We start from the raw sequence: 23,172 nt of genomic DNA on the forward strand, positions 1-23,172 counted from the left end.
AATTATTGTGGAGAGAGTAAACTTTTGACAGTCTCCTGGATTAACTTACCGTCAGCCTTCCCTTTTAATTCTTTCATGACGGGACCCATTACATTTCCGAAATCCTTGTCCGATGTTGCGCCAACTTCTGCAATTACTTTCTTCACAAGTTCTTTAACATCTTCAGGGGATAATTGTTTAGGAAGATACTCTTGAATTACTTGCAACTCTGCTTCTTCTTGTTGTGCTAAATCGTTACGATTGTTGTTCTTGTACACTTCAATTGCTTCTTTACGTTTCTTTCCGGCTACCATTACAACAGCGAGTTCGTCTTCCGTTGTCATTCCTCCTGTCGGACGTTTCTCGACCTGTTTTTCTAATAATCCTGCACGCAACGTACGAAGAGTCTCCATACGTGTTTTATCTCCGGCTTTCATTGCCGTTTTCAAATCTTCTGAAATTTTATCAAGCATTGACATTTGTCCGTCATTTATAGGTTATGAAAATATAAAAAAATCGAAAAGAATATAGGAGAGAATCGGGAGATAATCAAAATCATAAAGCGAAGTAGATTATGAAATAATTCTCTTTTTCAACATACATCGAAGATGGAAAGGAGTAATGAATGTTTGGAGTATTCGAGTAGCATTTTTACAAATATATTCTTCTAAATAACTCCAACGCTCCAACATTCCAAACATTCTTTAGATGCAGCTATGGCTTCACGACAGTCACCACCGGCGGGTTAGCCGCACTAACGATGATGGTGTACGATTTATCTTCTTCTGCTGTGAAGTGCGTTGTCCCCGATTGAGAAATGCCCTCTACTTTCGCGTCTACTTCATAAATGTATGGAGAAAGATCAATATATCCGGTGGAACTGTTTCCGGCGATATCATTGAGGTTGATGGTGTTTGCCTGCGTCCGTTTCAGTTGGACATCAATAACCTCCGAGCGTTGGTTCGAGACACGAACTTTCGGCGGCTCGGTGGTGCAGGATGAAAGAATAAATAGAAGTGATGCAAAAATGGAAAAGCGAAAAAATGAATTCATGGAAGTGTACCCTATACTGTTTGTGTTTTCATGTGCCGTAAATATAAGGCATTGGAGGGTTCCATCAAACATTGCCTGGGCGATAACGTCTGCCTGCCTTTGACATGAGTCCATTCCGTGACCAGAGTGTTCATGGAGCGGTTTGTACTCTGGCACCCAAGAAAAAATTAGCCATGCAACGAATTATAGATAGGCGGGTCGAAGTCCATGACCAACGCGTTCATGTCCTGATATGGAGCGCGTGACACCCGAAGTTTACTCTTTTTCTTTCTGACAAGAATTTATGGGCTAATTATTCAGTTTCTACAAGAGAATAATCTTTTTGTTTCTCCCTAATCTCTTTTACAAAATCAGAAGAGGAGAGATATTGTCGCAGTTTTATGAAGTACTCTTCGGGTTGTGATGCGTTAAGTTTTTTGTATAACTCTTCTTGAATCGTGTTTTTCATTTCCACGCAATCTAATGATTTATTCATTTTCTATTACCTCTTTTGGTGTACGAATTTCTAAGATACCATAACCTTCTCTCAAATTCACCGAGTTAAACGCTCGAATCTTTTGAAAGTTTACAATGTGTTTAAAGTTCCAACTTACAAGAATATCAACTTTGTGAATCGTTGCTAAAGCAATATGCAAAGCATCGTCAGAATACTTTTCCGTTACAATGCCATCGCCGATATACTGCAGGGCTAAACGAGACGCCTCCTCATCTGCTTCAACAAATTCAAAATTATTTAATTGCTTAAATGTACCTTTAACATGTTCAGGCGCTCCTTCTATTTCTGCAGCGACAACGGAAGAAATTACAGGAAGAATTTTATCTTCTAAAAAATATTGAAAAAGTGTAATTGATTCTTTTGCAAATTCCTTGTCATAAATGCCGCCAAATACGGAAGTATCAACATATATTCTAAGTTTTTTCATAAGTCGTACATCATATTAATAAATTCTTTCAATACTATCAACAATTTACTTCCGGATGTCACGAACCATTCCCGACTCTACGAGCCGTAAAAGGCGGCTCAAAAACCATGTTTCGTGTAACTGTGGACTATGACACTTGAGGAATAAAAAATGAATTCATGGAAGTGTACCCTATACTGTTTGTGTTTTCATGTGCCGTAAATATAAGGCAGTGGAGGGTTTCATCAAACATTGATGATTGGATGAATGGAGTTTTGTAGTTTAAGAAATGCTCCATTACTCCCGCAGTTACTTCAGATTGCTTTCTCCCAACACCGAACATCATTGTTAGCACGGTTATACAAATACTCGGCAGAAACTTTGTTCATCTTCATCTTTGATGCGGGAAAAGGTTGTGTACAAAGGTCTTTTAACACATTTGTCTCGTTGAAGTCTCTGTCCAACCAGAGTTCAAAATATTTCCTATCCAAAATCACCGGCATACGGTCATGAATCGGTGCAAGTATAGAATTTGGTGTTGTAGTGATAACCGCAAACGACGGAAGTTCCTTCCCATCGTTCGGATTTATCCATACGCTGAAAATACCTGCCATCATAAACGGCATATCGTCCCTCATTTGGAAAACGTAGGGCTGTTTTACTTTCTTGACTTTGCCGCTTGTTGTTATACTAACAATTTCTTTTGGGGAATATTCGAAGAAGGCACGAACAGGAAACAGACATCTGCTCGCTTTGAAGTAAGGAGCAAACAATCTGCTTGAATCAATCGTCTCTATTCTTGCATTGAAGGAAGTACTTTCCGGTTTCCCACTTTTCGACCAATGAGGAATGAGCCACCACATCGCCTTGAATGCACGGAGTTCCTTTTCTCGCATTCCGAAGATTGGAAGATGCTGTAATCGCAAAGCATTGTAAAACGGAATACCATCAAACGCATCTTTATCTTTCACACTTTTGAAAACAGGAAATTCGTTTTGCAAAGCAGGTAAATCGTCCACGACGGACGAATTATAGCACATATGGAATTATTCCTGAGTCGAACTATTTAGATTTGAAGAAATTGACTATATCTTTTCCGTTCGCTATCACTATTCCACCGAGTACTAAGACGGCTCCGGAGAAGATGTGAGGAGAGAGAGTTTCATCAAGCACAAATTTACCGAAAATAACTGCAAGAATCGGTGTAATAAATGAAATGAATGAAAGAAACAACGCCTGCATCCGTTTTAACAGCCAATAGTAAATAACAAATGTTACAACCGTTCCGAACGTGCCAAGATAAAGAATGGAAAGAATGCCTTTGGTGTCAAAACGAATGGCTGAGAAAGACTCGGATGCAAATGCGATAGTAAACATAATCGGTAAACCGACGAGCATCCCTCCTACATTCATCGCAACAGGCGATATGTGTTTGCCGTGTCGTTTTACTAAGACGAGGGAAAGACCTTGCAGAATAACACTGCAGATAATTGCAAACATGCCATGTGAATTTGCATTGCTTATATCAAAGTCAGTTCCGAATATCAGAAACAAACCAATAAAACCGGATGTGATGCCCAGAATTTTATAAACGTTGATTTCTTCTCCATGCAGAATGAAATGCGAGAACAATACAACGACAAACGGATAAAACGCAAACAAGATTGAGGCAAGACTGGATGGAATATATTGCTCTCCCCAATACACAAGTGCAAACGGAAGACTGTAAGAACAAACGCCGAGTTGGAGGTAGAGAAAAATATCGTTCTTAGTAAGAGGCAGTCGTTGCTTTTGAAAGAGAAAAATTACTGTAAGAATTGCAAACGCAACAGTAAACCTAAGCGCCACTCCAAAGAACGGCGGCACGCTTTCTAACCCGATTTTTATTCCAAGCCATGTTGAGCCCCAAATAATGGAGACAAGTGTATAACCGGCAATGATTAAATACTTTTCTGTTTTAAACAACATACATCAAATTAAAGGAGTAATGGAGTGTTGGAGTGGGAGTTAAAAATACTCCATCACTCCATCAATCTATAACTCTATAACCATATCACTCCATTAATCCTTTCAAAGTATTACAGTTCATTCGAGAATGAGTAATTGACGAGACCGGAAAGAAGTTTTGGGAAAAAGTATGTTGACTTTTGCGGTAGAACAAATCCTGCTTCAGCAACTTCCTTTACCTGTTCGATGGGAGTAGGGTTGAGAATGAAGGCGATTTGTGCGCGTCCATCCCGTACTGCATCAATTGCCTGCTGAGAATCTTTTTCGTAGTCGAGATTAAGTTTTTGTTCTTGTGCTTCGGGTGTAATTCCGAGAATGTGTCCCAGGATTAATGTGTGAAGTATCGTTACATCAAGATTTGCAACAACGGGTGGTATCTTTAATTCGTGGAGAACTGAAGTTGATTTGAGTTCAAGCAGAAGGAAACCAAGCGCTGTCGGTAGAACCATTCCAAAATTATGTCTTCGTAACGGAAGATTTTTTAATATCTGATTCTGGTTGGAATAAATCGTTACGTGGAAATACTGCTCTAACTTTTGCATAAATGAACTGATATCGAAATCATTCAGACTATGAACGATTCGATGCGTTGGAAGAATGACAAGTCCGGGGTCATTCATGTTAGTGAAGAACATTGGGACAAAATTATACGCTTCGGTTCCACAATGTTTAGCGTTCGATTCCTTTCGTGAATTCATGAACGCAAATGCCGTCTCGTACCTATGATGACCATCTGCTATCAAAACATTGCTTGTACGAAAGTATTCAGAAACTTTCTGAATGTTGTTCATATCAGTTACTTTCCAAACTCTGTTCAGGACATTTTCGAATTCAACTTCAAGTTGCGCACGAGTTGAAGTGATAGAATATAGTACGTCATTTAACATGAACTTGGGGTCGCTGTAAATAGAAAAGATTTGACTGAACATTGCCTCGGTTGCATTGAAGAGTTTCAGTCTGTCTTCCTTTGGTTTTGAAAGTGTCTTCTCGTGTGGAAAGATTGAACCCTTCCCGAGCTCTTCAAGTCGGCATGCGGCGATAAATCCGCGACGTGTTACTTGCTTTCCATCGGCAACCATGTACGTCTGTGTCAGTACATACAATGCCGGTACGTCATCATCGGTAAGAACATTTTCTTCTCTCCAACGATTATAGAATTGTGCGGCAGATGTGTAGCGATTCTCTTCTTTTCCGAGAATTAGCCTGACAATATTGTAGGCATTTCGGCTGTAGAGATCGTTTTGTTGTTGTTGTGAGATAACATCATACGGCGGAGCGACAACATCGGAAAGAATAACTTTTTTTGTGTTGTACAGAATTGCTGTGAATGGTTGTAGTTCAGGCATAGTTCGTCTTCAAATTAATTAGATGTAATTACTTATTCAGAATAACCAAGTCTTTTCAGCCAATTATCATCTTCTCTCCAATTTTTCCTGACCTTGACAAAGAGTTTGAGAAACACCGGGCGACCGAGAAGTTGCTCAATATCTTTTCGTGCAAGTTGTCCGATTTCTTTTAGGGCAAGTCCTTTTTTGCCGATAAGAATTCCTTTTTGAGAATCCCGTTCAACATAAATTTCGGCATGAATTTCATCTTTGCTTCCCTTCTCTTCTTTGAATTGAACAATATCCACAGTGGTTGAGTAAGGAATTTCTTCACGGTACTTTTCGAAGATTTTTTCTCTGATAATTTCGCTGACAAAGAACCGTTCCGACTGTTCACTGATTGAATCTGACGGATAAAAAGGCGGATGAACAGGAAGTTCTTTTGCTATCGTAGCAAGTAACTCACTCGTTCCTTGATTGTTCAACGCTGAAATCGGAAATACTTCCTTGAAAGGATAGTGTGCCGAAAACTCTGCAATCACCGGAAGCAAATCCTGTTTCTCAACTGCGTCAATTTTGTTGATGAGAAGATACGCAGATTTAGTGATACTTTGCAATAATTGAAATTCAAGTTCATGCTCTTTGGCAGAGGAATTTTTCGCTCGAACAGCATCAATCATTACCAGAACAAGGTCTGCATCATTCATAGCGGCACGTGCGGAATTCATCATTGCTTCCTGCAATCTGTATTTGGGTTTCAATAATCCAGGTGTGTCAAGAAATATTACCTGAGATTCTTCATTGGTGAAGATACCAAGAACTTTGTGTCGTGTCGTTTGCGGTTTCGGAGTGACAATGGATATCTTCTGACCGATGAGCGAATTCATCAATGTGGATTTTCCGACGTTCGGCTCTCCGATGATTGCAACAAAACCCGCTCTGAATTCTTTTACAGAGTTTGTACTTTGTGGTGTAATTTCATCCATATTAAATTCTGATTGGGAGAATGACAAATGGGATTCCTTGGTGATAGAACTTTCGTTGAATAGCGAAGACAATGTAATTGTGCAACCAACGGGTCAGGAATGTTTCCTCAGGAAAAACAAGTTGACCGCCAAAGAAAACAGCCTGAGGATATTTCTTTAAAAGTTCAGGGGCAATTTTTAAAGTTTCTTCCACAACATCTGTCCCAACGGCTGATACCGATTCAGCAAAATTACCATGCCGTCGCATAAACTTCACATATTTTTCTAATTCATTATTGATGTGTGAATCAAGTTTTGAAAGTTCCTGCGTGCCTTTGAAGTTGCCTGCATCAATGATGCCTATTTGAACAAAAACATAGTTTTTAAACACTCCACCAAACAATCGGATGGAATTGAGAAGCGTGTGTAGTCCGACGCCATTAAATCCGTTGACTAAAAGAATTGCAGTCTTCGCACGTGAATTATATTCCGGAATTTGATTCGCTTCCTCGCCGGAACTTCCAACTGAAACCTGTGTTGCAGAGATAACCAATTCATTTAATCGCTTCAGCATCTTTGTCGTTTTGATGTAGTGTCGTTTGATAAGAATTGCACAAACGACGACGCTACCGGTAATTACGATCGTTATCCAGCCACCTTCATCAAACTTCAGAATTGTCATCGTAATCAAAATAAATCCTGAGAGTGCTAAGCCAACTCCGTTGATGAGAATTTTTTTCTTCCAATCTTTTTATTTGGAACGTTCGATCCACCAATGACGAACCATGCCGAGTTGAGAAAGCACAAACGTGATGAACACGTTGATACTATACAGCACAACAAGATATTTTACTGAACCGCCGGTCGCAAGCATAGTAATGAGTGCGGCGCCGCCCATCAATAAAACTCCGTTTTGTGTCACTAATCTATCGCTGAGAATAGAAAACTTAGATGGAAACCATCTGTCAGTTGCCATGTTTGAAAGAATTCTCGGACCATCAAGAAATCCGGCTTGCGCAGCGGCAAATAATAAAACCGCTTCGGAAAATAATGTGACGTAGAGAAACGTATTTGCGAGTCCTCCCCCTCCCCATTCTGTTGTTATTTTTTCAAACAAGACTGCATTCAATGTTTTCCCTGGCTGATGCTCGACACTGTAAAACAAATATGAAAGCATCAATCCTGCAACAACTACGCTCAGAGAAATCGCCATATAGCGCATCGTTCGTTTTGCAGTTTCGACGCGCGGTTCTCGTAGGATTGGCATTCCGTTACTTACCGCTTCAATTCCCGTAAATGTACCCGCCCCCATGCTGTAAGCACGAAGGATAACGAAGAGCATTCCAAACAATCCTATTTCCTGGTGTGCAAGTTGAATATCTGTAGTCACAGCGCCTGCAACATCTTTGAAGTTTGCAACGTGAGTGAAAATTGCATAACCAAGTACAATTACGTGTGTGATGACGAATGTCAGGAAAATCGGAACAAGAGCAGAGACTGATTCTTTAACACCGCGTAAGTTCATTACACCAAGAATCAGTAAAGCGAAAACTGCAAACGCAAGTCTGTATTCAAACCATTCTCTCGGTAGAAAACTAAAAACCGCATCAGCGCAACTTGCTATTGAAATTGAAATAGTCAGAACATAATCAATGAGCAATGCAGAACCGGAAATCATACCGACTGTTGGTGAGAGCAGTTTGCTCGCAACGAGATACCCGCCTCCACCCGTCGGAAACTGCTCGATGATTTGCGAGTAACTCTTGCTGATGACAAGAATTGTGATGACTGTTCCCAACACAACGAAAATGCTCAGGTAGATGTGCCCATGGAGAGCGAGGAATGCTTCCTCAGGTCCATACGCAGAAGATGAAAGCCCGTCGGCTCCCAAGCCTACCCATGCGAAGAAAGCAGTGAGTGCAAGTTTGTGAAATATTTTTGGGTCGTAAAGATTTTGGGCTTTACCGAGGATGAACGATTTGAAGTTACTCAAAGCAACGTATTGAATGTGCGAATGTATTAAGCGTGTTGTTTGATGGTAATGGTTGGAGGATAATGTTTTATCCCGAGCAAACCATCAATTGACAAGTCTTCATCAAGAAGTGGCCAATGGATGCCGTAACCATAAGGGTCAACTTCATATTTTTCGCGTAGTATCTGTGGAGCTTTATATAAAACTTGAGAAATATTTTTCAGAAAATAACTGTACTCCCTTCCATCAATTTCTATCTTCATTTCATCATTGACGAATCGTACCTTATTTACCTGATGAAACTTATTTCTGTTGACCATTGTATTTCTTTCTGTGAAATTTATTCCAAGCTTTTTCAATTTCTTCAAAATTCCCGATGATTATTTTGATAACTTGCCGTTTATCTTTATCGTTCATACCACGAGTAAATGCTTCAGAAACTGAAAATGAATCCGGGTGCAACCAGTATTGCATTGCTTGTCACCCTTTCTTGCATGAATATGTATCGGTTCATTTCCTTCGTTTGCAAAGAAAGAAAATCGCCAACCATGAAATAGTAATATCGTTGGCATTACTACTTCCCATGACACTGCTTAAACTTTTTTCCACTTCCGCAGGGACAAGGGTCATTCCTGCCGACTTTTTCTTCGACATGAATCGGCTGTATCTTTTGTTGTTTTTGAGGTTGTCCTGCGACTGCAGGTTCGCCCGCTGATTCCTGAACGTCTAACGAACCCTGAGAACCTTGGAAACCCATCCCGATTGAAGAATCGTGGGTCAACGTCATTTGCTGTGTTCGCGGCGCTCTGCTTCTTCGTGCCGGTATAACGAGCTCCTGTTGCATCACAGGTGGATTAAATTTGAAGAGTAAGTTCAGCGTTTCGCTTGTAATCAAATCAAGTAATTCAGAAAACATTCTGAATGCCTCTGATTTGTATTCAATAAGCGGGTCTTTCTGACCATATGCACGGAGATGAATTCCTTCTTTCATATCATCCATTTCCCGGAGATGGTCTTTCCATTTTTCATCAATCACTTGAAGGACAACCATCTTTTCTAATGTTGCCATGTTTTCTGAACCGAGCCGGGATTCTTTCCGTTTATAAAAATCAATCGCGGCTTTGAATACTTCATCTTTAACACCATCTTTCCCGATTGTTTGCCATCGTTCTGGTGGAATGTTGTAATCAATAAGGAAGTTTGTTCGCAATGCCTCTTTGAGTGGCTCAATTTCTCCTTGTTCGAAATGCTTTGTTACAAGTGCATCAACGTACTCTTGAAGCATCTCTAAAATATCTTCACGAAGTTGAACTCCGAGCAAAGCATGACGGCGTTTTTGATAAATGATTTCTCTTTGTTGATTCATCACGTTATCATACTCAAGCAACCGTTTACGAATTGCAAAGTTATTCTCTTCAACTTTCTTTTGCGCGCGTTGTACCGAACGAGTAATCATCGGGTGCTGAATGACGTCCCCTTCTTTCAATCCAAGTCGCTCCATGATTCCTGCAATTCTATCGCTGCCGAACAGACGCATCAAATCATCTTCAAGCGATAAATAAAATTTGGATGAGCCGGGGTCTCCCTGACGACCGGCACGACCGCGCAACTGCCTGTCAATTCGTCTCGATTCATGTCGCTCTGTTCCGATGATGTGCAGACCCCCGGCATCTGCAACGCCCGGTCCCAGTTTAATATCTGTTCCGCGACCTGCCATGTTTGTTGCAATTGTAATTGCTCCGGGAAGTCCGGCATGTGCAACAATTTCCGCTTCGCGTTGATGTTGTTTCGCGTTCAAAACATTATGAGGTACTCCGGTGCGTTTCAACATTCTGCTTAATGTTTCTGAAACTTCAACACTTGTTGTTCCGACCAGCACAGGTCGGTTCAGTTTTCTCATCGCCTGAATATCATCAATAACTGCATTATATTTTTCACGTTTCGTTTTGTACACAACATCATCCTGGTCATCTCGAATCATATCTTGATTCGTTGGAATAACAACTACATCAAGTTTATAGATTTCAAAAAATTCTGATGCCTCAGTTTCCGCCGTTCCGGTCATCCCTGCTAATTTCTTGTATTGTCTGAAATAATTCTGGAGCGTTACGGTTGCAAGGGTTTGTGTATCTCGCTCAACCTTCACTCCTTCTTTGGCTTCAATTGCCTGATGTAATCCATCGGAGTAACGACGGCCTGGAAGCAGACGCCCTGTAAACTCGTCAACGATTTGTACCTTTCCATCATCGGTGACAACGTACTCATCATCTTTCTCATACAACGAATACGCGCGTAGCAGTTGCGTTACAGTATGAATTCTATCGCTCCGTTCAGCATACAATAAATTCAATTCATCTTTCTTTCGTTGCTTATCCTCCTCATTCAGCGTAGAATCGTTTTCGATTGTTGCCACTTCTGTCCCGATATCAGGAAGTAAAAAGAAATCTTTATCCTGTCCCGTCCCTGCTAAGAGTGTTCTTCCTTTTTCGGTCAGATTAATTGAATGGTCCCGTTCATCAATTGCATAAAACAGTTCATCGTCAATCTCATGCATGCGTCTCGATTGGTCACGCATGTATTCAATTTCCGTATCTTGCATGAGTTTTTTATTTGAGGGCTCTGAGAAGACTTTGCTTAGTCGCGGATGTTTCGGTAAACCACGATGTGCTCGTAAAAGCAAAACGCCTGCTTCCTGGTTCTTTCCCTCCTCCATCAATTTCTCAGCATCAGAAACTATTTTCGTAATGAATGTCTTCTGAGAATTCACCAAGCGTTCCACTCGCGGCTTCATTTCTGCAAATCGCTGGTCATCGTTTTGAACTGGACCGCTGATGATGAGTGGTGTTCTTGCTTCGTCAATCAAAACAGAGTCAACTTCGTCAACGATTGCAAAGTAATGTTCTCGCTGAACGAGATAATCGGATGAAAGCACCATATTATCGCGTAGGTAATCGAAACCAAACTCGTTGTTCGTCCCGTAGGTGATGTCACAGTCATAAAACGGTTTGCGCTGATACGGGTCCATCGAAGATTGAATACATCCGACTGTCAATCCAAGGAACTCAAAGATTTTTCCCATCCACTCGCTGTCGCGCTTAGCAAGATAATCATTGACAGTCACAAGATGAACGCCCCGTCCGGGTAACGCATTCAAATACAGCGGCAATGTAGCAACAAGAGTTTTTCCTTCTCCAGTCGCCATTTCAGCAATTCTCCCTTCGTGAAGTGCGACCCCGCCCATTAATTGAACATCGAATGGAACCATATCCCAAACAATTTTATGCCCGAGTAAATCGAATGTCTTTCCACACAACCGACGACACGTGTCTTTTACAACTGCAAATGCCTCAGGGAGAAGTTCATCCAATGCTTCTTTCGTTGCAGTATCAATGGATTTCTTCAGTTCTGCGATTTGGTCGAAAACTTCTTCTCGCTCAGTAAATGTCAACTCAGTATTTGATTTAAGTTGCTCATGAAGTTGAGCAATCTCATCCTCGAATTCTTTTGTAGCATCCTTGATGCGTTGACGAAACTCTGCAGTTTTGCCCCGCAGTTCATCATCACTCAAAGAGTTGAGTTTCACAAATTGCTCATTAATTACATCAATAAACGGGTCGAGCCGTTGAACATCTTTGTCAGATTTGCTTGGAAATAATTTTGATAAGAACTTAAACATAGCCTAATATGATTTTCATAGCATAAAAACGGGAACAATCTAACCAATTTTCAATATTTAACCAACTTGCTTTATTGTACAATTTCTCTTACTCTTGTATGAATTTCAATCGAGTTTACCTATGACCAATTACCCAAAAATATTTTCCGCGTTGTTGTCACTGCTTTTGGCAGTGAGTATAACTGTTTCCCATTCTCAAACTAAAGAAGAAATAGAGTGTATAGCAACGATTGATAGTTTGTTGGATGATTCTCTTTTTGCACCGTCGTTTCTCGGATTAAAAATAGTTTCTCTTCGGGATGGTCGAACTATTTATTCAAAAAACTGCCATAAACTTTTTCATCCGGCGTCAACTATGAAGTTACTGACAACTTCCGCTTCGTTGGAAGTATTTGATTCTGTTTATGAGTTTTCTACAGTTGTTTCGTACGATGGCAAAATTAACAATGGTAACTTGAATGGAAATATCTTCATCAAAGGGAACGGCGACCCACTTTTTTCTGTGAAGGATATTGATTCAATCGTAGAACGAATCAAGCGTATTGGAATTACTTCTATCTCTGGAAATATCATCGGCGATGTAACCTCGATGGATGAAGTATATTGGGGCAAAGGTTGGATGTGGGACGATGAACCCGAATATTATCAAGCATTCATTACACCATTAACAATCAACGGAAATTTTGTTACAGTAAAGTGTTCTGCCGGTAAGAATGATGGTGATATTTTATCAGTCAAGGTTGAACCATCGACTACTTTTTTACAAATCATCAACAACGGAAGTACCTCTTCTGATTCAACTCTACCGTTCGTTCAGGCAACGAGACTACAAAAAAGTAATATCATTACAGTTAATGGGCGAATGGCTACAACCGACTCTACAACTGAATTTCAAATTAGTGTTTGGCAACCGGAGTTGTGGTTGCTTGATTTGCTAAGAGATAGATTGAGTGCGAATCGTATTGCCGTTCAAGGAATCTGTAAACTTGATACGATTACATCCTCCCAACAAATAAGTAAAATTACTCATCCGATTGACTCTGTCCTTCATTTCATCAACAAGCCGAGTGATAACTTAGCTTCTGAATTGCTCTTGAAAACCATTGGAAAACAAAAGTACGGAGAACCGGGCACTACAAAGAAAGGATTGAATGTCATCCTAGAACATTTGCATTCACTTGGTGTTGATACTTCCTCACTGATTCTTGCAGATGGTTCCGGACTTTCGTTCTATAATCAGATTTCTCCCGACGCATTAGTTAAGATTCTTGAACATCAGTATCGCTCAAAAACTTTCAAACGATTCTATGAATGTTTACCAACCGCAGGAGTTGATGGAACACTCAAAAATCGTTTGAAAGGGACAAAAGCAGAAGGAAATCTCCGTGCGAAAACCGGAACAATTTCAAGCGTAAGTTCTCTGAGCGGATACGTTACTACCGATGATAATACATTACTCGCGTTCAGTTTCATGAGTAATCATTACCCGAAACAACTCCGTGACCTGAGAAAATTACAGGATACAATCATTGAACTCCTTGCTAATACAAAACTGAAATAACTGTTTTATTGATTTTTTGTATTCACATCAATATTCCCGCCAGATGTCTCCAGCACAATTTCATTTCCTCCGCCGTTAATTGTACCACGAAGATTATCATCTTTCAATTTTCCTTGAAACGGTAAATCGCATGAAACATTTCCACCTGTTGCATCTGCATCTATGTCGCCGGTAATTGTATCGGGTAAAAATAAGACGATATTTCCACCGGAGGTCGAAAGGCGAATTCCCTTATTATCGGCAAGCGAAGTTCTGATATTTCCCCCGGAAGTTGATGCTCGTACCTGTGCATCACAATCAAGAATCTTGATATTTCCGCCTGATGTTTCAGCCTTCAAATTCCCGGAACTGTTTTCAACGTAAACATCGCCACCGGAAGTTTCTAACTCTAAATCACCCTTCAGCGATTTTCCCGAAACGTTACCACCTGAAGTACTCATGTGAATATTCCCCTCAAGTTCACTTGCTTCTACATCGCCTCCGGAAGTATTACCTTGAATTTCTCCATTTACATTTCTGATTTCTACATTTCCACCCGATGTTGACACATCAAGATTGAAGTTCTCAGGTACAGAAATTTGATACTTCGCATCAAGCCAATTATTATCGAAGAAACGAAAACGAGTACCGCGATGACGACAAATTACACGCACCGTGTTTCCTTCCTGTGAAAAGTCAACTTTAAATCGTTGGATGTCATCTTCATCCCCCTTCATCGTAACTTTGACATGAACTTGATTATCAGCAGAGCCCTCAATGGTAATATCTCCGAAATCTACATCCATATATAAATTTTCATTCGGGTTGACAGTAAATGTTTCATCATAGTTTTTCTTCCCGTCTCCTGTTGTGAATTCATAAGCATCCGACGTACGATACTTTCCTGAAAACGCTATCAACATCACAGCGAAAGAAATTGCAAAGAGAGCGAACACGACAACTTTCGTAGTTGTACTCCAACGTTTGGTCATAACTTCATCCTTAATTGTTTGAAAAAGATTCTACAAATGAAACGAATCAATCTTTGAAAGGTTACAACCGTTGCAAATCAAATTCATTTTGGTTAGATTCAAACACAGTTCGTGAATTCATAATGAAACACACACTCTCTACACTCATTTTTTTGCTATTACTCTCCTGCTCGAAAGAACAACCGAAGCAGCAAGTTCAAACAATTCCACCTCAGCCTGAAAAGAAACAAATCGTACAGGTAAAAACACCCGAATTCGATAAGCAGAAGGCGTTTGATTATCTCGTTGCTCAAACGTCGTTCGGTCCCCGGAATGTTGGTTCTGCAGGTCATCAGCGTTGCCTGAATTATTTGTATTCCGAATTGAACAGTTATGCTGATACAGTTTGGAAACAAAACTTCACGGAACGAGGCTATAACGAAATGTTGAGTATGACGAATCTCTTCGCTTCTTTTAATCCGAAAGCAAGCAAACGTATTTTGTTCCTTGCTCATTGGGATACTAGACCCTGGGCAGACCAGGATAAAGACCCGGCAAATCATAACAAACCAATTATTGGTGCGAATGACGGAGCAAGTGGAGTTGCAGTCTTGCTTGAAATTGGGCGACTTCTGAAATCTTCTCCTCCACCTGTTGGGGTTGATATTCTTTTTGTTGATGGTGAAGATTACGGGAAAGAAGGAGATTCTCATCTCTATCTTCTTGGCTCAAAATATTTTGCAAAAAATCAGCCGCTCAATTACTCACCAGTGTTCGGGGTTTTACTTGATATGATTGGAGATAAAGAGTTAGAAATCAAGAAAGAACGTTTTTCACTTCTCTACGCCCCAGATATTATTGAGTTGGTTTGGTCAACAGCTAACTCTCTTGGCATCAGCTTTTTTTCGGATGCTATTGAACGAAACGTTGGTTCAGACGACCATATTCCACTGAACGAAGTCGGCATTAAGACAATTGATTTAATTGACTTCAGTTATCCGAATCTCACTACAAACTATTGGCACACAACAGAAGATACACCGGATAAATGTAGCCCTGAAAGTCTTGATGCTGTGGGGAGAGTTTTGCTTCAAATAATTTTTTCACAAACACCATAACCTGTTTAGCAACTTGACGAAGAAACTATTCCTTGAAGTATCGGTAAGCGCTTCTCCCTCACAACAAGAGCTCCTACTCCCCACGTTACTCGAACTAGGTTCACAAGGTTTTCTTGAAACTGAAAGTGAACTCAAAAGTTACTTCGACGTGACCTCATTCGACGAACTGAAGTCGGACGCATTCAAAACAGAATTGAAAAAACTTGTACGGGAAATTTCCTCAAATGCAGTTCTCTCTTATAAAACATTCCAAGAGGAAAATTGGAATGAACAGTGGGAACAAACAATTCAACCAATCGAAATAGGAAACCGTTTAGTCATCAAACCCTCATGGTCTGATTATCAAAACGTTCACAACAGAATCGTAATATGTATAGACCCGAAAATGTCCTTTGGCACCGGCTATCATGAAACGACACGACTTACCCTCCTGCTACTTACGAAGTATCTCAAGCAAAATTCCACAATACTTGATGTTGGAACGGGAACAGGAGTTCTTGCAATTGCAGGGATTAAATTGGGAGCAATATCAGCGGTTGGGATAGATATTGATGAATGGTCAATTGATAATGCAAAAGAAAATGTAGTTCTGAATAATGTTCATACTGTAGTTCAAATTCAACAAAATGAAATTCAGGATTTACCATTAACTACTTTTGATATTATTACAGCAAATCTAACCTTAAATACTAATATTGATTTGATGAAATATTTTCAATCTTTTTTATCTAACAATGGAATTTTGTTGCTTTCAGGATTATTACTGGTTGATAGAACAAAGATGATTGAATCATTACTCAATAATCAGTTTGAGGTACTTGAAGAGTTAACCGAAAACGAATGGCTTGCTATCGCGGCGAGAAAGGTACTATGAGAATTGCAAGTATTGATATAGGGACGAATACCATCTTACTGTTGGTGGCAGAAATTAGAAACAACGGTGAACTTCATGCTTTACATCATGAGCAGAGATTCCCTCGCATAGGCAAGTCTGTTAATGAAAACAGGTTTCTTCAGCAACATGCTTTCGATGATGCTACAGAGATTTTGTTGAAATATAAAGAGATTGCGGAAAGATTTGCAGTGGATAAGATTGTTGCATGTGCAACAAGTGCCGTTCGTGATTCTCAAAATCAAAAAGAATTCGTCGAGTACTTACATCATAAAACAGAAATTTATCCAGAAATTCTTTCCGGGGATGACGAAGCGATCCTAACATACAAAGGGGCTGTAAGCGGACTTCCAAAAATATCGTTGCCCTACCTTGTTATTGATATTGGTGGCGGTAGTACTGAAATATCGTATCAGAAAACAACCTCACTTCCTCATCGGTTATTTCATCATAGTTTAGATATTGGCAGTGTACGCATCACTGAAAGATACTTTCATCGTGACCCGCCATTAGTAATTGAAATCATCGGGGCTAAAATGTTTATCGAAAACAGATTTCATCATTTACAAAATCAATTACCTGAAGAGTTTGAACTTGTCGGTGTTGCCGGAACTGTGACAACACTCGCATGCTTAGACCAACACATGTTAGAATTTCATGCAGAAAAAATTCGCGGGTTGAGAATGTCAACAAATTCGATTCAAAATTGGAAAGACAAACTACTCTGTTATTCTTCGACTGAAATCCATTCATTATCTCGTGCAACAGAAGGACGAGAAGATATTCTCTCCGCCGGTGCATTGATTCTGTTTGAGTTCATGAGATTTTCAAAAAGTAAGAGCATCGTTGTCAGTGAACGGGGCTTGCGCTACGGCTTGGCTTTACGGGAATGGGAAAAGGAAAACAGTTAGAGTCTTTTCAATCTCCCGATTTTCTTAATGACTGATTCTAATTTCTCAATAACAAAAGACAAATCCGCTTCGCTCGTATCTTTTCCGAATGAAAATCGGATAGTTGCCTTCGCTGTTTGAATATCGCGACCCATTGCAAGTAATACATGTGATGGTTCCATGCTCCCCGATGTACACGCAGAACCGCTTGTTACTGCAATTCCTTCCAAATCTAAATTGAATAACAAGGATTCTCCGTCAATCTCAATTTGTTCACTATCAAAAGAAACGTTGAGAACATGAGAAACTGAATCTGTTGGATGTCCATTGAATAGTAAAAAAGGGAATTTTTCATTCAACATCCTTCTGAATTGTATCTTTAAATCTCCCATTCTCCTATTTACCGATTCTCCCTCCCGAACCAATAACTCAACTGCCTTAGCAAAACCAACCGCAAGGGGAACATTCTCTGTTCCTGCTCGCCTTCCTCGTTCCTGTCCGCCTCCATGCAGAAGATTTTCTATCTTCGTCCCCTTCTTAATGTACATCGCTCCAATCCCTTTCGGTCCATTGATTTTATGGGCTGAAAATGAAGCCAAGTCAATGCCTGATTCCTGAAGGTTGAAATCTATTTTCCCAAATGCCTGAACAGCATCGGTATGAAAAATCGCACCATGTTCATGCGCAACAGTTGAGAGCGATTGAATCGGGTTGATGGTTCCAACTTCATTATTTACATACATCATAGAAACAAACCCGGTATTCTCTCTCATGCTGTTTCGTAGCTGTTCAGGATGAACCATTCCAAACTCATCAACATCTACAAAAGTAACTTCAAATCCATATCCGCGAAGAAACGTACAAGGTTCTAACAAAGCATGATGCTCCGCTTTTGAAGTAATGATATGATTCTTTCCCTCCTCTTTCATCTTCATTGCTATTCCTTTGATGGCGAAGTTATTTGCTTCAGTTCCGCTACTGACAAAGAAAATCTCGCTTGATGAAACACCCAACGCCTTAGCAATAACACTTCGGCTTTCATCCAATGCCGCCCTCGATTCCCTCCCGTATGAGTGAATGGAAGACGCATTCCCAAATTTTTCAGTAAAATATGGTCGCATTGCTTCAAATACCTCCGGTCTTAACGGAGTTGTCGCCGCATGGTCAAGATAAATTCTGTGCATGAGTAAATATAATGCGGTATGTATTACTAACAAAAAAGGGGTTGTCTCAAAAGGGGTTGGTAGAGTCCATTTCGCAAATTGACTTAACGAATTTTGTAGAATTTGTCATAAATTTTCGTCCGATTACGAATCGGACTCTACAATATGACGCTTTTGAGACGACCGCTTCAGTAAAAAGATGCTGGGTATTTATAATTTTTCATTTTGACTTTTGCATTGTCAATTATCATCCCGCCCGCCTCTCCATCGCTCACGCTTTCCTTCATAAATGTCCTTCATTGCACCCCGAACCTGCTTATTAAAGTCACGTTCAAAGAGGAGGAATTTTGCAAACTTCTCAGGTGAAAGCAGTTTCTTCACTTCATCACGAAACCGTTCCCGCTCACGGAACAGTTTCTCATCGCTTGTTTCAATAACATCAACAAGTTTAGGTACATCTTTCATGTTCTCCTCGGTGAGAAGTTCCTGCAAATCATCCAACGCTTTATCCCGTTCTTTCATAATATCACGGGCGATTTCTTCATGTGCGCTTTGTTTAGCAAAGAACCTGATTGATTCTTCTTCATTCAATTTCAGAACTTCTATCAACCTCATTTTCTTGAATCGTTCAAGGCGTTCAGGTGGCGGACCTTCCCGCATTTGCCCGTGTCCGTAACCCGGACCACCGGGTTGAGAAAATGAGCAGGTTATTGTTAAGAGTGTTGCAATAAATAATGAATTAAGTAATTTCATTGTTCTATCCTTTCAAGTAAAAAAATCATTATCGTTGTTCGGAATGCGCCGGTTGTTCCAGCAAAGCAAACAATTGTGAGGCATCTGATTCGTCCATCGAAGTGAGGAGCGATTCAGTCTCATCTTCAGTAAACGGAATGTCCTCAGTTACCTCTGCTAAAATTTCTGCTATCACGCTTCTATCGTCTTGGGTGATTGTTTCAGTCGTTGCATCAACTTCAAGGCTTAAAACACTTTCCAAGGATTGCATCTCAGTTTCTTTCACAATATTCACGTTCGGAGAGGGTTGATAGTTAACCGCAAACATCACAAGCACCACTGTCATTGCAACAGGCATGATGAAACGAAATAGATACTCCGGGATTTGAAATTGTTTCTGCTTTGCTTCAAGTCGTTGATGAACTCTCGGCAGTATTGTCGAGAAATATAATTCCGACGGTTCCTTTGGTCTAAATTTTTTCATTCCGACTAACAGGTAGGAAAATTCATTTGCGGTACTTCTGCAAACCGGGCAGTTTTCCAAATGCGATTGGACTCCCGAATATTGTCCGTTCGATAATTTGTTCACCACATAATCGGGAAGTAATATTTCTACATCAGAGCATTTCATAATTGATACTCCTTTTGCATATTGGTTTTAATTTTATTCAATGCGAAAAAATAATTGGCTTTCACTGCTCCTTCGGAGCGGTTCATAATCTTTGCTATTTCCTGATAGGGCAATTCGTCGAAGTAGCGTAACTGGAAGACCGCTTTCTGTTGAGTAGGCAACTCAGCAATTGCCGATTCAAGGAGTGATTGATATTCCTTTTGCAGTAATGCCTTGTCTGCTTCTTGTTCGATATCAACACGGTCTTCAACTTCGTTGTACTGAAACAGGTCTTTGAATTTTCGTTTGCTCGTTAGCGTGAATGAAGTATTGACGGTAATTCTATACACCCACGTATAAAACTCAGAATCACCTCGAAAGTCTTTTAACTTTTCATAGACCTTCACAAACACATCCTGAGTCACATCGTCGGCTTCCTCATGCGAGCCAACAATACGCCTCGCTATCCAATAGATTTTCTTTTGGTAGCGACGTACAAGTTCATTGAAGCCATTGATGTTTCCGGCTTTGAACTCGGCGATTAACTCTGCGTCTGTGTGTTGACTCATTCCATCTGTTCGTTCATGTGCGACTCACTTACCACTGTGGCATTATTTGGTGATGACTTTCTTGATTCATTCAACAGAAAGTGAGTCGCACTTGTGTATTTGCTATTATTTAGATGGAAATGTATGGAAAAGGTTTAAGGAGGGCAAGAACAAATAATTTCCCTCTTGAGAGGGGTTGGCTGGGAGGTCACGGACCACTCCGTGACCTAAATGTGAAGTGGATCGCGGGGACCAGAAAAAAGAGCGTTTGTACCAGAGCATTGGAATAAATCCATTACTCGACATCGCTTATCTTGTGGAGGCCGCATGTATAGAGTCAGTCAATCCGTTATTTTGTTTTCACTTCATTTATTATCATTAAATTAATTTGAGATGAGGCTTTCCGTTAAACAATTACTTCATTCCGATGCACAGTTTTATGAGTTACATACCTCGTAATGCCTCAAAATGGAGTAAATACGCATTTCCGACGTCGGAAATCGTTAACTATCTTTCGGAAATCGCTTACTATCCTTTAGAAATCGCTTACTATGCTTCGGAAATCGCTAACTATCCTTCGGAAACCGGTAACTATAGGGCGGAAATTGCCGTCGAACCTACGGAAGGCAATTCCTCTGGAACGGAGGCATTTAACGGCTGATTGGAAATAGATAACTGAGGTTTGGAAGTGGTCAACTGATGAATATTTTGATTTTTGCACGATTTGGAACATTTTACTCGGAGGTCACGAACCAATTCGTGACCTTGTTGTAAAGTGTTCTGTTATGGTGGGACCATGACAGCCGGGTAAAAGCTCCCTGTCGTACGAGAAAAAAGAAATTATTGATGTTAGGATGTACTTCCACTATCAATTATCATAAGCTGGCAAAATAATATCGAAAATGTTAATATCATATGGTAAACCAAGATGATTTATACGTGCAGCCGTACTTTGTTCTCTTCGAAGTGTGATTTGTCCATCGCACAAGGCGAGGAGTTTTTTTACTGATGGAAGTCCAAGACCTCTGCCAGCTTTACCAATTTTTTGTGGATTGATGCCAGAATAGCCCTCAGAAAAAATAGATTGTTCCTCTTCTGGTTCAATTCTAAGGCTTGTCATACTAAATGATATCGTTATTCGAGAACTGTGTTTGGTAAAAGAAATATTTAGGACTGAATTAGGTAAAATATATTTGGTTGCATTCTGAAGGATATGAACAAACGAGGCAGCAATACATTCATAATCGACATTTACTTTATAGATACAGTTGCCGACACGAAAATTTACACCAATATCGTTGAAATCATCCCAGAAGGTGTTTAAAACTAACATAAGTATCTTGTGTATATTGTAAGGTCGTTTTTCAGGCGGTTCATTTTCATAGAGTTTAGAATAGACAGAAAATTCAGTTTTAACAAGTCGTTCATTCTTGATTAAATCTAAAATAAGTAGTGCAAAAGATTTTGGATCTATTTGTACTTTTCTCGTGATATGTTCAATTAAAGAATTTCGATCAGGCTGGGAAAATTCTTCCTGAGGAATAGCAGAATAAATTGCTTGTATTGATTCTGCATTTAATGTTATGAGGTTATGTGCTATTCTTCTGATAGATTCCTGAAAAGATGCTGTAAGTTGACTACGATGTTGATCGAGCATGGGTAGCAATTCGCGAAGAACTGCCTGTTGTTCGCGAAAAAGTCTCTTAGAGGCAATTGCCTCATTTGTACAAATGTACATTTTACCGCGCGCTATAGTAGACATTCCACGACGTCTAGTTTCCGCAAAATGAAGACATTCAATGACTTCATTATCAGTTTCACATATTCTAATACAATTACTGCAATTCTCCGGAAGATTAGTAATTCCGAAGTCATCTTTTGATGCTTTGAACCAATAGCCGGTTTTCATTTAAGCTTTACCCGTTAAAAAAAGAGAAATAATTTTTGCCAAGGATATTGCGTTACTCACATTAAAAATATTTCCTATTGAAGCTGAAGACAGATCGCCATTTTTATATATTGCTGTCATATTCTTGATAACTTGGTCTTCGGTAAGATAAACTCCAAAATCATTTTTTAACACTTTTTGTAAACGTGCCACACATTCTGTTAATGAAAATGCTTCTCTACTAAACTGCTCAACCAAGGACTGGAATTCAAATGGGTCAGCATTTTTGTGTATTCGAGCATCTGCAGCAGAAAATCCTTGATGAAATCTATCACCAGTACGTTCTGCAGAGTAAACGACAAGTTTCTTAAAAGGAAATTTTTGTCGAAGCGCGGAAATAAGGCCAAGTCCTTCATCCCTGAATCCAAGTCGTTGACCAACGCCCTGAATATCTACAAAAACAATATGTGCTTCTACTATCTCAGGAAAATCAAGTGAATGAATATCTTTTAACCAAGAAGTATTCGTCCACCCTGCCTTTTTCAAAATGTCCACGACCTTAAAAGATTTATCATCAATGAAAACAATTTTAACCATTTGCTTAAGATCATCTAAGTTACGCTCTGGCAGTTTATATTCCTTGATTCCTAAATATTTCTTAACACTATCTATAATTTTCATTATCAATCTCTGCTTTATCTGTACTTGAAATCTAATAATTGTTAAAAATAATTTGATGTGTCTGTATATTTATAACTTAAAAAATAATATTACAATACACTTCTCTTTCGTCAGTTATATTGAGTTATATTCAAAAGGTGTGTAAATATTTAGGGTAGAAAAACCAGATTGAAAAAAAAGCGGCGTATCTGTATCTTAGGAAAATAAATTCACTACAACTTAATAACCTAAGGAGATACGCCAATGAAAAAATATAAAAA

At 39.7% G+C, this 23,172-nt stretch carries 22 protein-coding genes and 2 pseudogenes; 5 read left to right on the forward strand and 19 right to left on the reverse strand.

Annotated features, from left to right (window positions below):
* Positions 1 to 2: 2 nt before the first annotated feature.
* The 12 genes and pseudogenes from HY960_01055 to secA form a co-directional block, all read right to left on the reverse strand.
* Positions 3 to 458 carry a GatB/YqeY domain-containing protein gene (locus HY960_01055; protein ID MBI5214322.1) on the reverse strand — a complete coding sequence of 152 codons (456 nt, stop codon included), beginning with the start codon at positions 456 to 458 and terminating at the stop codon, positions 3 to 5.
* Between the two features lie 235 nt (positions 459 to 693).
* A complete protein-coding gene (locus HY960_01060; protein ID MBI5214323.1) occupies positions 694 to 1,032 on the reverse strand; it encodes a hypothetical protein in 339 nt (112 codons plus the stop codon).
* Positions 1,033 to 1,324: 292 nt separating this feature from the next.
* Positions 1,325 to 1,507 carry a hypothetical protein gene (locus HY960_01065; GenBank protein ID MBI5214324.1) on the reverse strand — a complete coding sequence of 61 codons (183 nt, stop codon included), beginning with the start codon at positions 1,505 to 1,507 and terminating at the stop codon, positions 1,325 to 1,327.
* Entirely contained in the window at positions 1,500 to 1,955 is a 456-nt protein-coding gene (locus tag HY960_01070; protein MBI5214325.1) for a type II toxin-antitoxin system VapC family toxin, read from the reverse strand. The genes HY960_01065 and HY960_01070 overlap by 8 nt, the downstream gene beginning before the upstream one ends.
* Positions 1,956 to 2,248: 293 nt before the next feature.
* Positions 2,249 to 2,974, reverse strand: a complete 726-nt coding sequence (locus tag HY960_01075) for an SOS response-associated peptidase (protein ID MBI5214326.1) — start codon at positions 2,972 to 2,974, stop codon at positions 2,249 to 2,251.
* Between the two features lie 22 nt (positions 2,975 to 2,996).
* Positions 2,997 to 3,902, reverse strand: coding sequence for a DMT family transporter (locus HY960_01080; protein MBI5214327.1), 906 nt, complete (start codon positions 3,900 to 3,902; stop codon positions 2,997 to 2,999).
* A gap of 110 nt (positions 3,903 to 4,012) precedes the next feature.
* Entirely contained in the window at positions 4,013 to 5,287 is a 1,275-nt protein-coding gene (locus HY960_01085) for a DUF1015 domain-containing protein (protein ID MBI5214328.1), read from the reverse strand.
* A gap of 32 nt (positions 5,288 to 5,319) precedes the next feature.
* Entirely contained in the window at positions 5,320 to 6,252 is a 933-nt protein-coding gene (gene era, locus HY960_01090; protein ID MBI5214329.1) for a GTPase Era, read from the reverse strand.
* 1 nt (position 6,253) lies between these two features.
* Positions 6,254 to 8,239, reverse strand: a pseudogene (locus tag HY960_01095) (APC family permease).
* Between the two features lie 11 nt (positions 8,240 to 8,250).
* Complete coding sequence (locus tag HY960_01100) at positions 8,251 to 8,523, reverse strand: DUF2442 domain-containing protein (protein MBI5214330.1); 273 nt, start codon at positions 8,521 to 8,523, stop codon at positions 8,251 to 8,253.
* Positions 8,507 to 8,775 (reverse strand): annotated as a pseudogene (locus tag HY960_01105) (DUF4160 domain-containing protein). The gene HY960_01100 and the pseudogene HY960_01105 overlap by 17 nt, the downstream one beginning before the upstream one ends.
* A gap of 2 nt (positions 8,776 to 8,777) precedes the next feature.
* Positions 8,778 to 11,879: a preprotein translocase subunit SecA gene (gene secA / locus HY960_01110; protein MBI5214331.1), complete on the reverse strand. Its 3,102-nt coding sequence runs from the start codon at positions 11,877 to 11,879 to the stop codon at positions 8,778 to 8,780.
* Between the two features lie 121 nt (positions 11,880 to 12,000).
* Between secA and dacB the strand changes: the two genes are divergently transcribed.
* Entirely contained in the window at positions 12,001 to 13,440 is a 1,440-nt protein-coding gene (dacB, locus tag HY960_01115; protein ID MBI5214332.1) for a D-alanyl-D-alanine carboxypeptidase/D-alanyl-D-alanine-endopeptidase, read from the forward strand.
* A 5-nt stretch (positions 13,441 to 13,445) separates the two neighbouring features.
* On the opposite strand, the gene HY960_01120 is transcribed toward dacB, so the two are convergent.
* Complete coding sequence (locus tag HY960_01120) at positions 13,446 to 14,411, reverse strand: hypothetical protein (GenBank protein MBI5214333.1); 966 nt, start codon at positions 14,409 to 14,411, stop codon at positions 13,446 to 13,448.
* A 122-nt stretch (positions 14,412 to 14,533) separates the two neighbouring features.
* Here HY960_01120 and HY960_01125 point away from each other — a divergent pair, with 122 nt between their 5' ends.
* The 3 genes from HY960_01125 to HY960_01135 are packed head-to-tail and all read left to right on the forward strand — an operon-like array spanning position 14,534 to position 17,311.
* Positions 14,534 to 15,508, forward strand: coding sequence for a M28 family peptidase (locus HY960_01125; protein MBI5214334.1), 975 nt, complete (start codon positions 14,534 to 14,536; stop codon positions 15,506 to 15,508).
* A 13-nt stretch (positions 15,509 to 15,521) separates the two neighbouring features.
* Positions 15,522 to 16,382, forward strand: a complete 861-nt coding sequence (prmA, locus tag HY960_01130; GenBank protein ID MBI5214335.1) for a 50S ribosomal protein L11 methyltransferase — start codon at positions 15,522 to 15,524, stop codon at positions 16,380 to 16,382.
* Positions 16,349 to 17,311 (forward strand): Ppx/GppA family phosphatase, encoded by a 963-nt coding sequence (locus HY960_01135; GenBank protein ID MBI5214336.1) that lies wholly within the window; start codon positions 16,349 to 16,351, stop codon positions 17,309 to 17,311. Before prmA ends, HY960_01135 begins: the two co-directional genes overlap by 34 nt.
* Here HY960_01135 and HY960_01140 read toward each other — a convergent pair.
* The 4 genes from HY960_01140 to HY960_01155 all read right to left on the reverse strand — a co-directional run bounded on the left by HY960_01140 (position 17,308) and on the right by HY960_01155 (position 20,364).
* Positions 17,308 to 18,474 (reverse strand): cysteine desulfurase, encoded by a 1,167-nt coding sequence (locus HY960_01140; GenBank protein MBI5214337.1) that lies wholly within the window; start codon positions 18,472 to 18,474, stop codon positions 17,308 to 17,310. The two genes, HY960_01135 and HY960_01140, sit on opposite strands and share 4 nt — an antisense overlap.
* Positions 18,475 to 18,693: 219 nt before the next feature.
* Positions 18,694 to 19,206, reverse strand: coding sequence for a hypothetical protein (locus HY960_01145; GenBank protein ID MBI5214338.1), 513 nt, complete (start codon positions 19,204 to 19,206; stop codon positions 18,694 to 18,696).
* A 28-nt stretch (positions 19,207 to 19,234) separates the two neighbouring features.
* Positions 19,235 to 19,816, reverse strand: coding sequence for a zf-HC2 domain-containing protein (locus HY960_01150; GenBank protein ID MBI5214339.1), 582 nt, complete (start codon positions 19,814 to 19,816; stop codon positions 19,235 to 19,237).
* Complete coding sequence (locus HY960_01155) at positions 19,813 to 20,364, reverse strand: RNA polymerase sigma factor (protein ID MBI5214340.1); 552 nt, start codon at positions 20,362 to 20,364, stop codon at positions 19,813 to 19,815. Before HY960_01155 ends, HY960_01150 begins: the two co-directional genes overlap by 4 nt.
* Before the next feature lie 418 nt (positions 20,365 to 20,782).
* On the opposite strand from HY960_01155, the gene HY960_01160 reads away from it, so the two are divergent.
* Positions 20,783 to 21,004, forward strand: coding sequence for a hypothetical protein (locus tag HY960_01160; protein ID MBI5214341.1), 222 nt, complete (start codon positions 20,783 to 20,785; stop codon positions 21,002 to 21,004).
* Between the two features lie 207 nt (positions 21,005 to 21,211).
* Here the strand turns inward: HY960_01160 and HY960_01165 are convergent, their stop codons facing one another.
* Both HY960_01165 and HY960_01170 read right to left on the reverse strand, forming a co-directional pair.
* A complete protein-coding gene (locus tag HY960_01165; protein MBI5214342.1) occupies positions 21,212 to 22,252 on the reverse strand; it encodes a sensor histidine kinase in 1,041 nt (346 codons plus the stop codon).
* Positions 22,253 to 22,912: a hypothetical protein gene (locus tag HY960_01170; GenBank protein MBI5214343.1), complete on the reverse strand. Its 660-nt coding sequence runs from the start codon at positions 22,910 to 22,912 to the stop codon at positions 22,253 to 22,255.
* Positions 22,913 to 23,172: the final 260 nt, after the last annotated feature.

This window comes from Ignavibacteriota bacterium (assembly GCA_016212665.1).
Classification (GTDB): Bacteria; Bacteroidota; Ignavibacteria; order UBA10030; family SZUA-254; genus FW602-bin19.

Excerpts from the sequence above, each read along its gene's own strand:
- HY960_01170 (MBI5214343.1), bottom strand. The coding sequence starts at position 22,912 with ATGAAAATTATAGATAGTGTTAAGAAATATTTAGGAATCAAGGAATAT.
- dacB (MBI5214332.1), top strand. The coding sequence starts at position 12,001 with ATGACCAATTACCCAAAAATATTTTCCGCGTTGTTGTCACTGCTTTTG.
- HY960_01160 (MBI5214341.1), top strand. The coding sequence starts at position 20,783 with ATGAGTTACATACCTCGTAATGCCTCAAAATGGAGTAAATACGCATTT.
- HY960_01150 (MBI5214339.1), bottom strand. The coding sequence starts at position 19,816 with ATGAAATGCTCTGATGTAGAAATATTACTTCCCGATTATGTGGTGAAC.
- era (MBI5214329.1), bottom strand. The coding sequence starts at position 6,252 with ATGGATGAAATTACACCACAAAGTACAAACTCTGTAAAAGAATTCAGA.
- HY960_01120 (MBI5214333.1), bottom strand. The coding sequence starts at position 14,411 with ATGACCAAACGTTGGAGTACAACTACGAAAGTTGTCGTGTTCGCTCTC.
- HY960_01085 (MBI5214328.1), bottom strand. The coding sequence starts at position 5,287 with ATGCCTGAACTACAACCATTCACAGCAATTCTGTACAACACAAAAAAA.
- HY960_01155 (MBI5214340.1), bottom strand. The coding sequence starts at position 20,364 with ATGAGTCAACACACAGACGCAGAGTTAATCGCCGAGTTCAAAGCCGGA.
- HY960_01065 (MBI5214324.1), bottom strand. The coding sequence starts at position 1,507 with ATGAATAAATCATTAGATTGCGTGGAAATGAAAAACACGATTCAAGAA.
- HY960_01100 (MBI5214330.1), bottom strand. The coding sequence starts at position 8,523 with ATGGTCAACAGAAATAAGTTTCATCAGGTAAATAAGGTACGATTCGTC.
- HY960_01075 (MBI5214326.1), bottom strand. The coding sequence starts at position 2,974 with ATGTGCTATAATTCGTCCGTCGTGGACGATTTACCTGCTTTGCAAAAC.
- HY960_01080 (MBI5214327.1), bottom strand. The coding sequence starts at position 3,902 with ATGTTGTTTAAAACAGAAAAGTATTTAATCATTGCCGGTTATACACTT.
- HY960_01070 (MBI5214325.1), bottom strand. The coding sequence starts at position 1,955 with ATGAAAAAACTTAGAATATATGTTGATACTTCCGTATTTGGCGGCATT.
- HY960_01135 (MBI5214336.1), top strand. The coding sequence starts at position 16,349 with ATGGCTTGCTATCGCGGCGAGAAAGGTACTATGAGAATTGCAAGTATT.
- secA (MBI5214331.1), bottom strand. The coding sequence starts at position 11,879 with ATGTTTAAGTTCTTATCAAAATTATTTCCAAGCAAATCTGACAAAGAT.
- HY960_01140 (MBI5214337.1), bottom strand. The coding sequence starts at position 18,474 with ATGCACAGAATTTATCTTGACCATGCGGCGACAACTCCGTTAAGACCG.
- HY960_01145 (MBI5214338.1), bottom strand. The coding sequence starts at position 19,206 with ATGAAATTACTTAATTCATTATTTATTGCAACACTCTTAACAATAACC.
- HY960_01165 (MBI5214342.1), bottom strand. The coding sequence starts at position 22,252 with ATGAAAACCGGCTATTGGTTCAAAGCATCAAAAGATGACTTCGGAATT.
- HY960_01125 (MBI5214334.1), top strand. The coding sequence starts at position 14,534 with ATGAAACACACACTCTCTACACTCATTTTTTTGCTATTACTCTCCTGC.
- HY960_01060 (MBI5214323.1), bottom strand. The coding sequence starts at position 1,032 with ATGAATTCATTTTTTCGCTTTTCCATTTTTGCATCACTTCTATTTATT.
- HY960_01055 (MBI5214322.1), bottom strand. The coding sequence starts at position 458 with ATGTCAATGCTTGATAAAATTTCAGAAGATTTGAAAACGGCAATGAAA.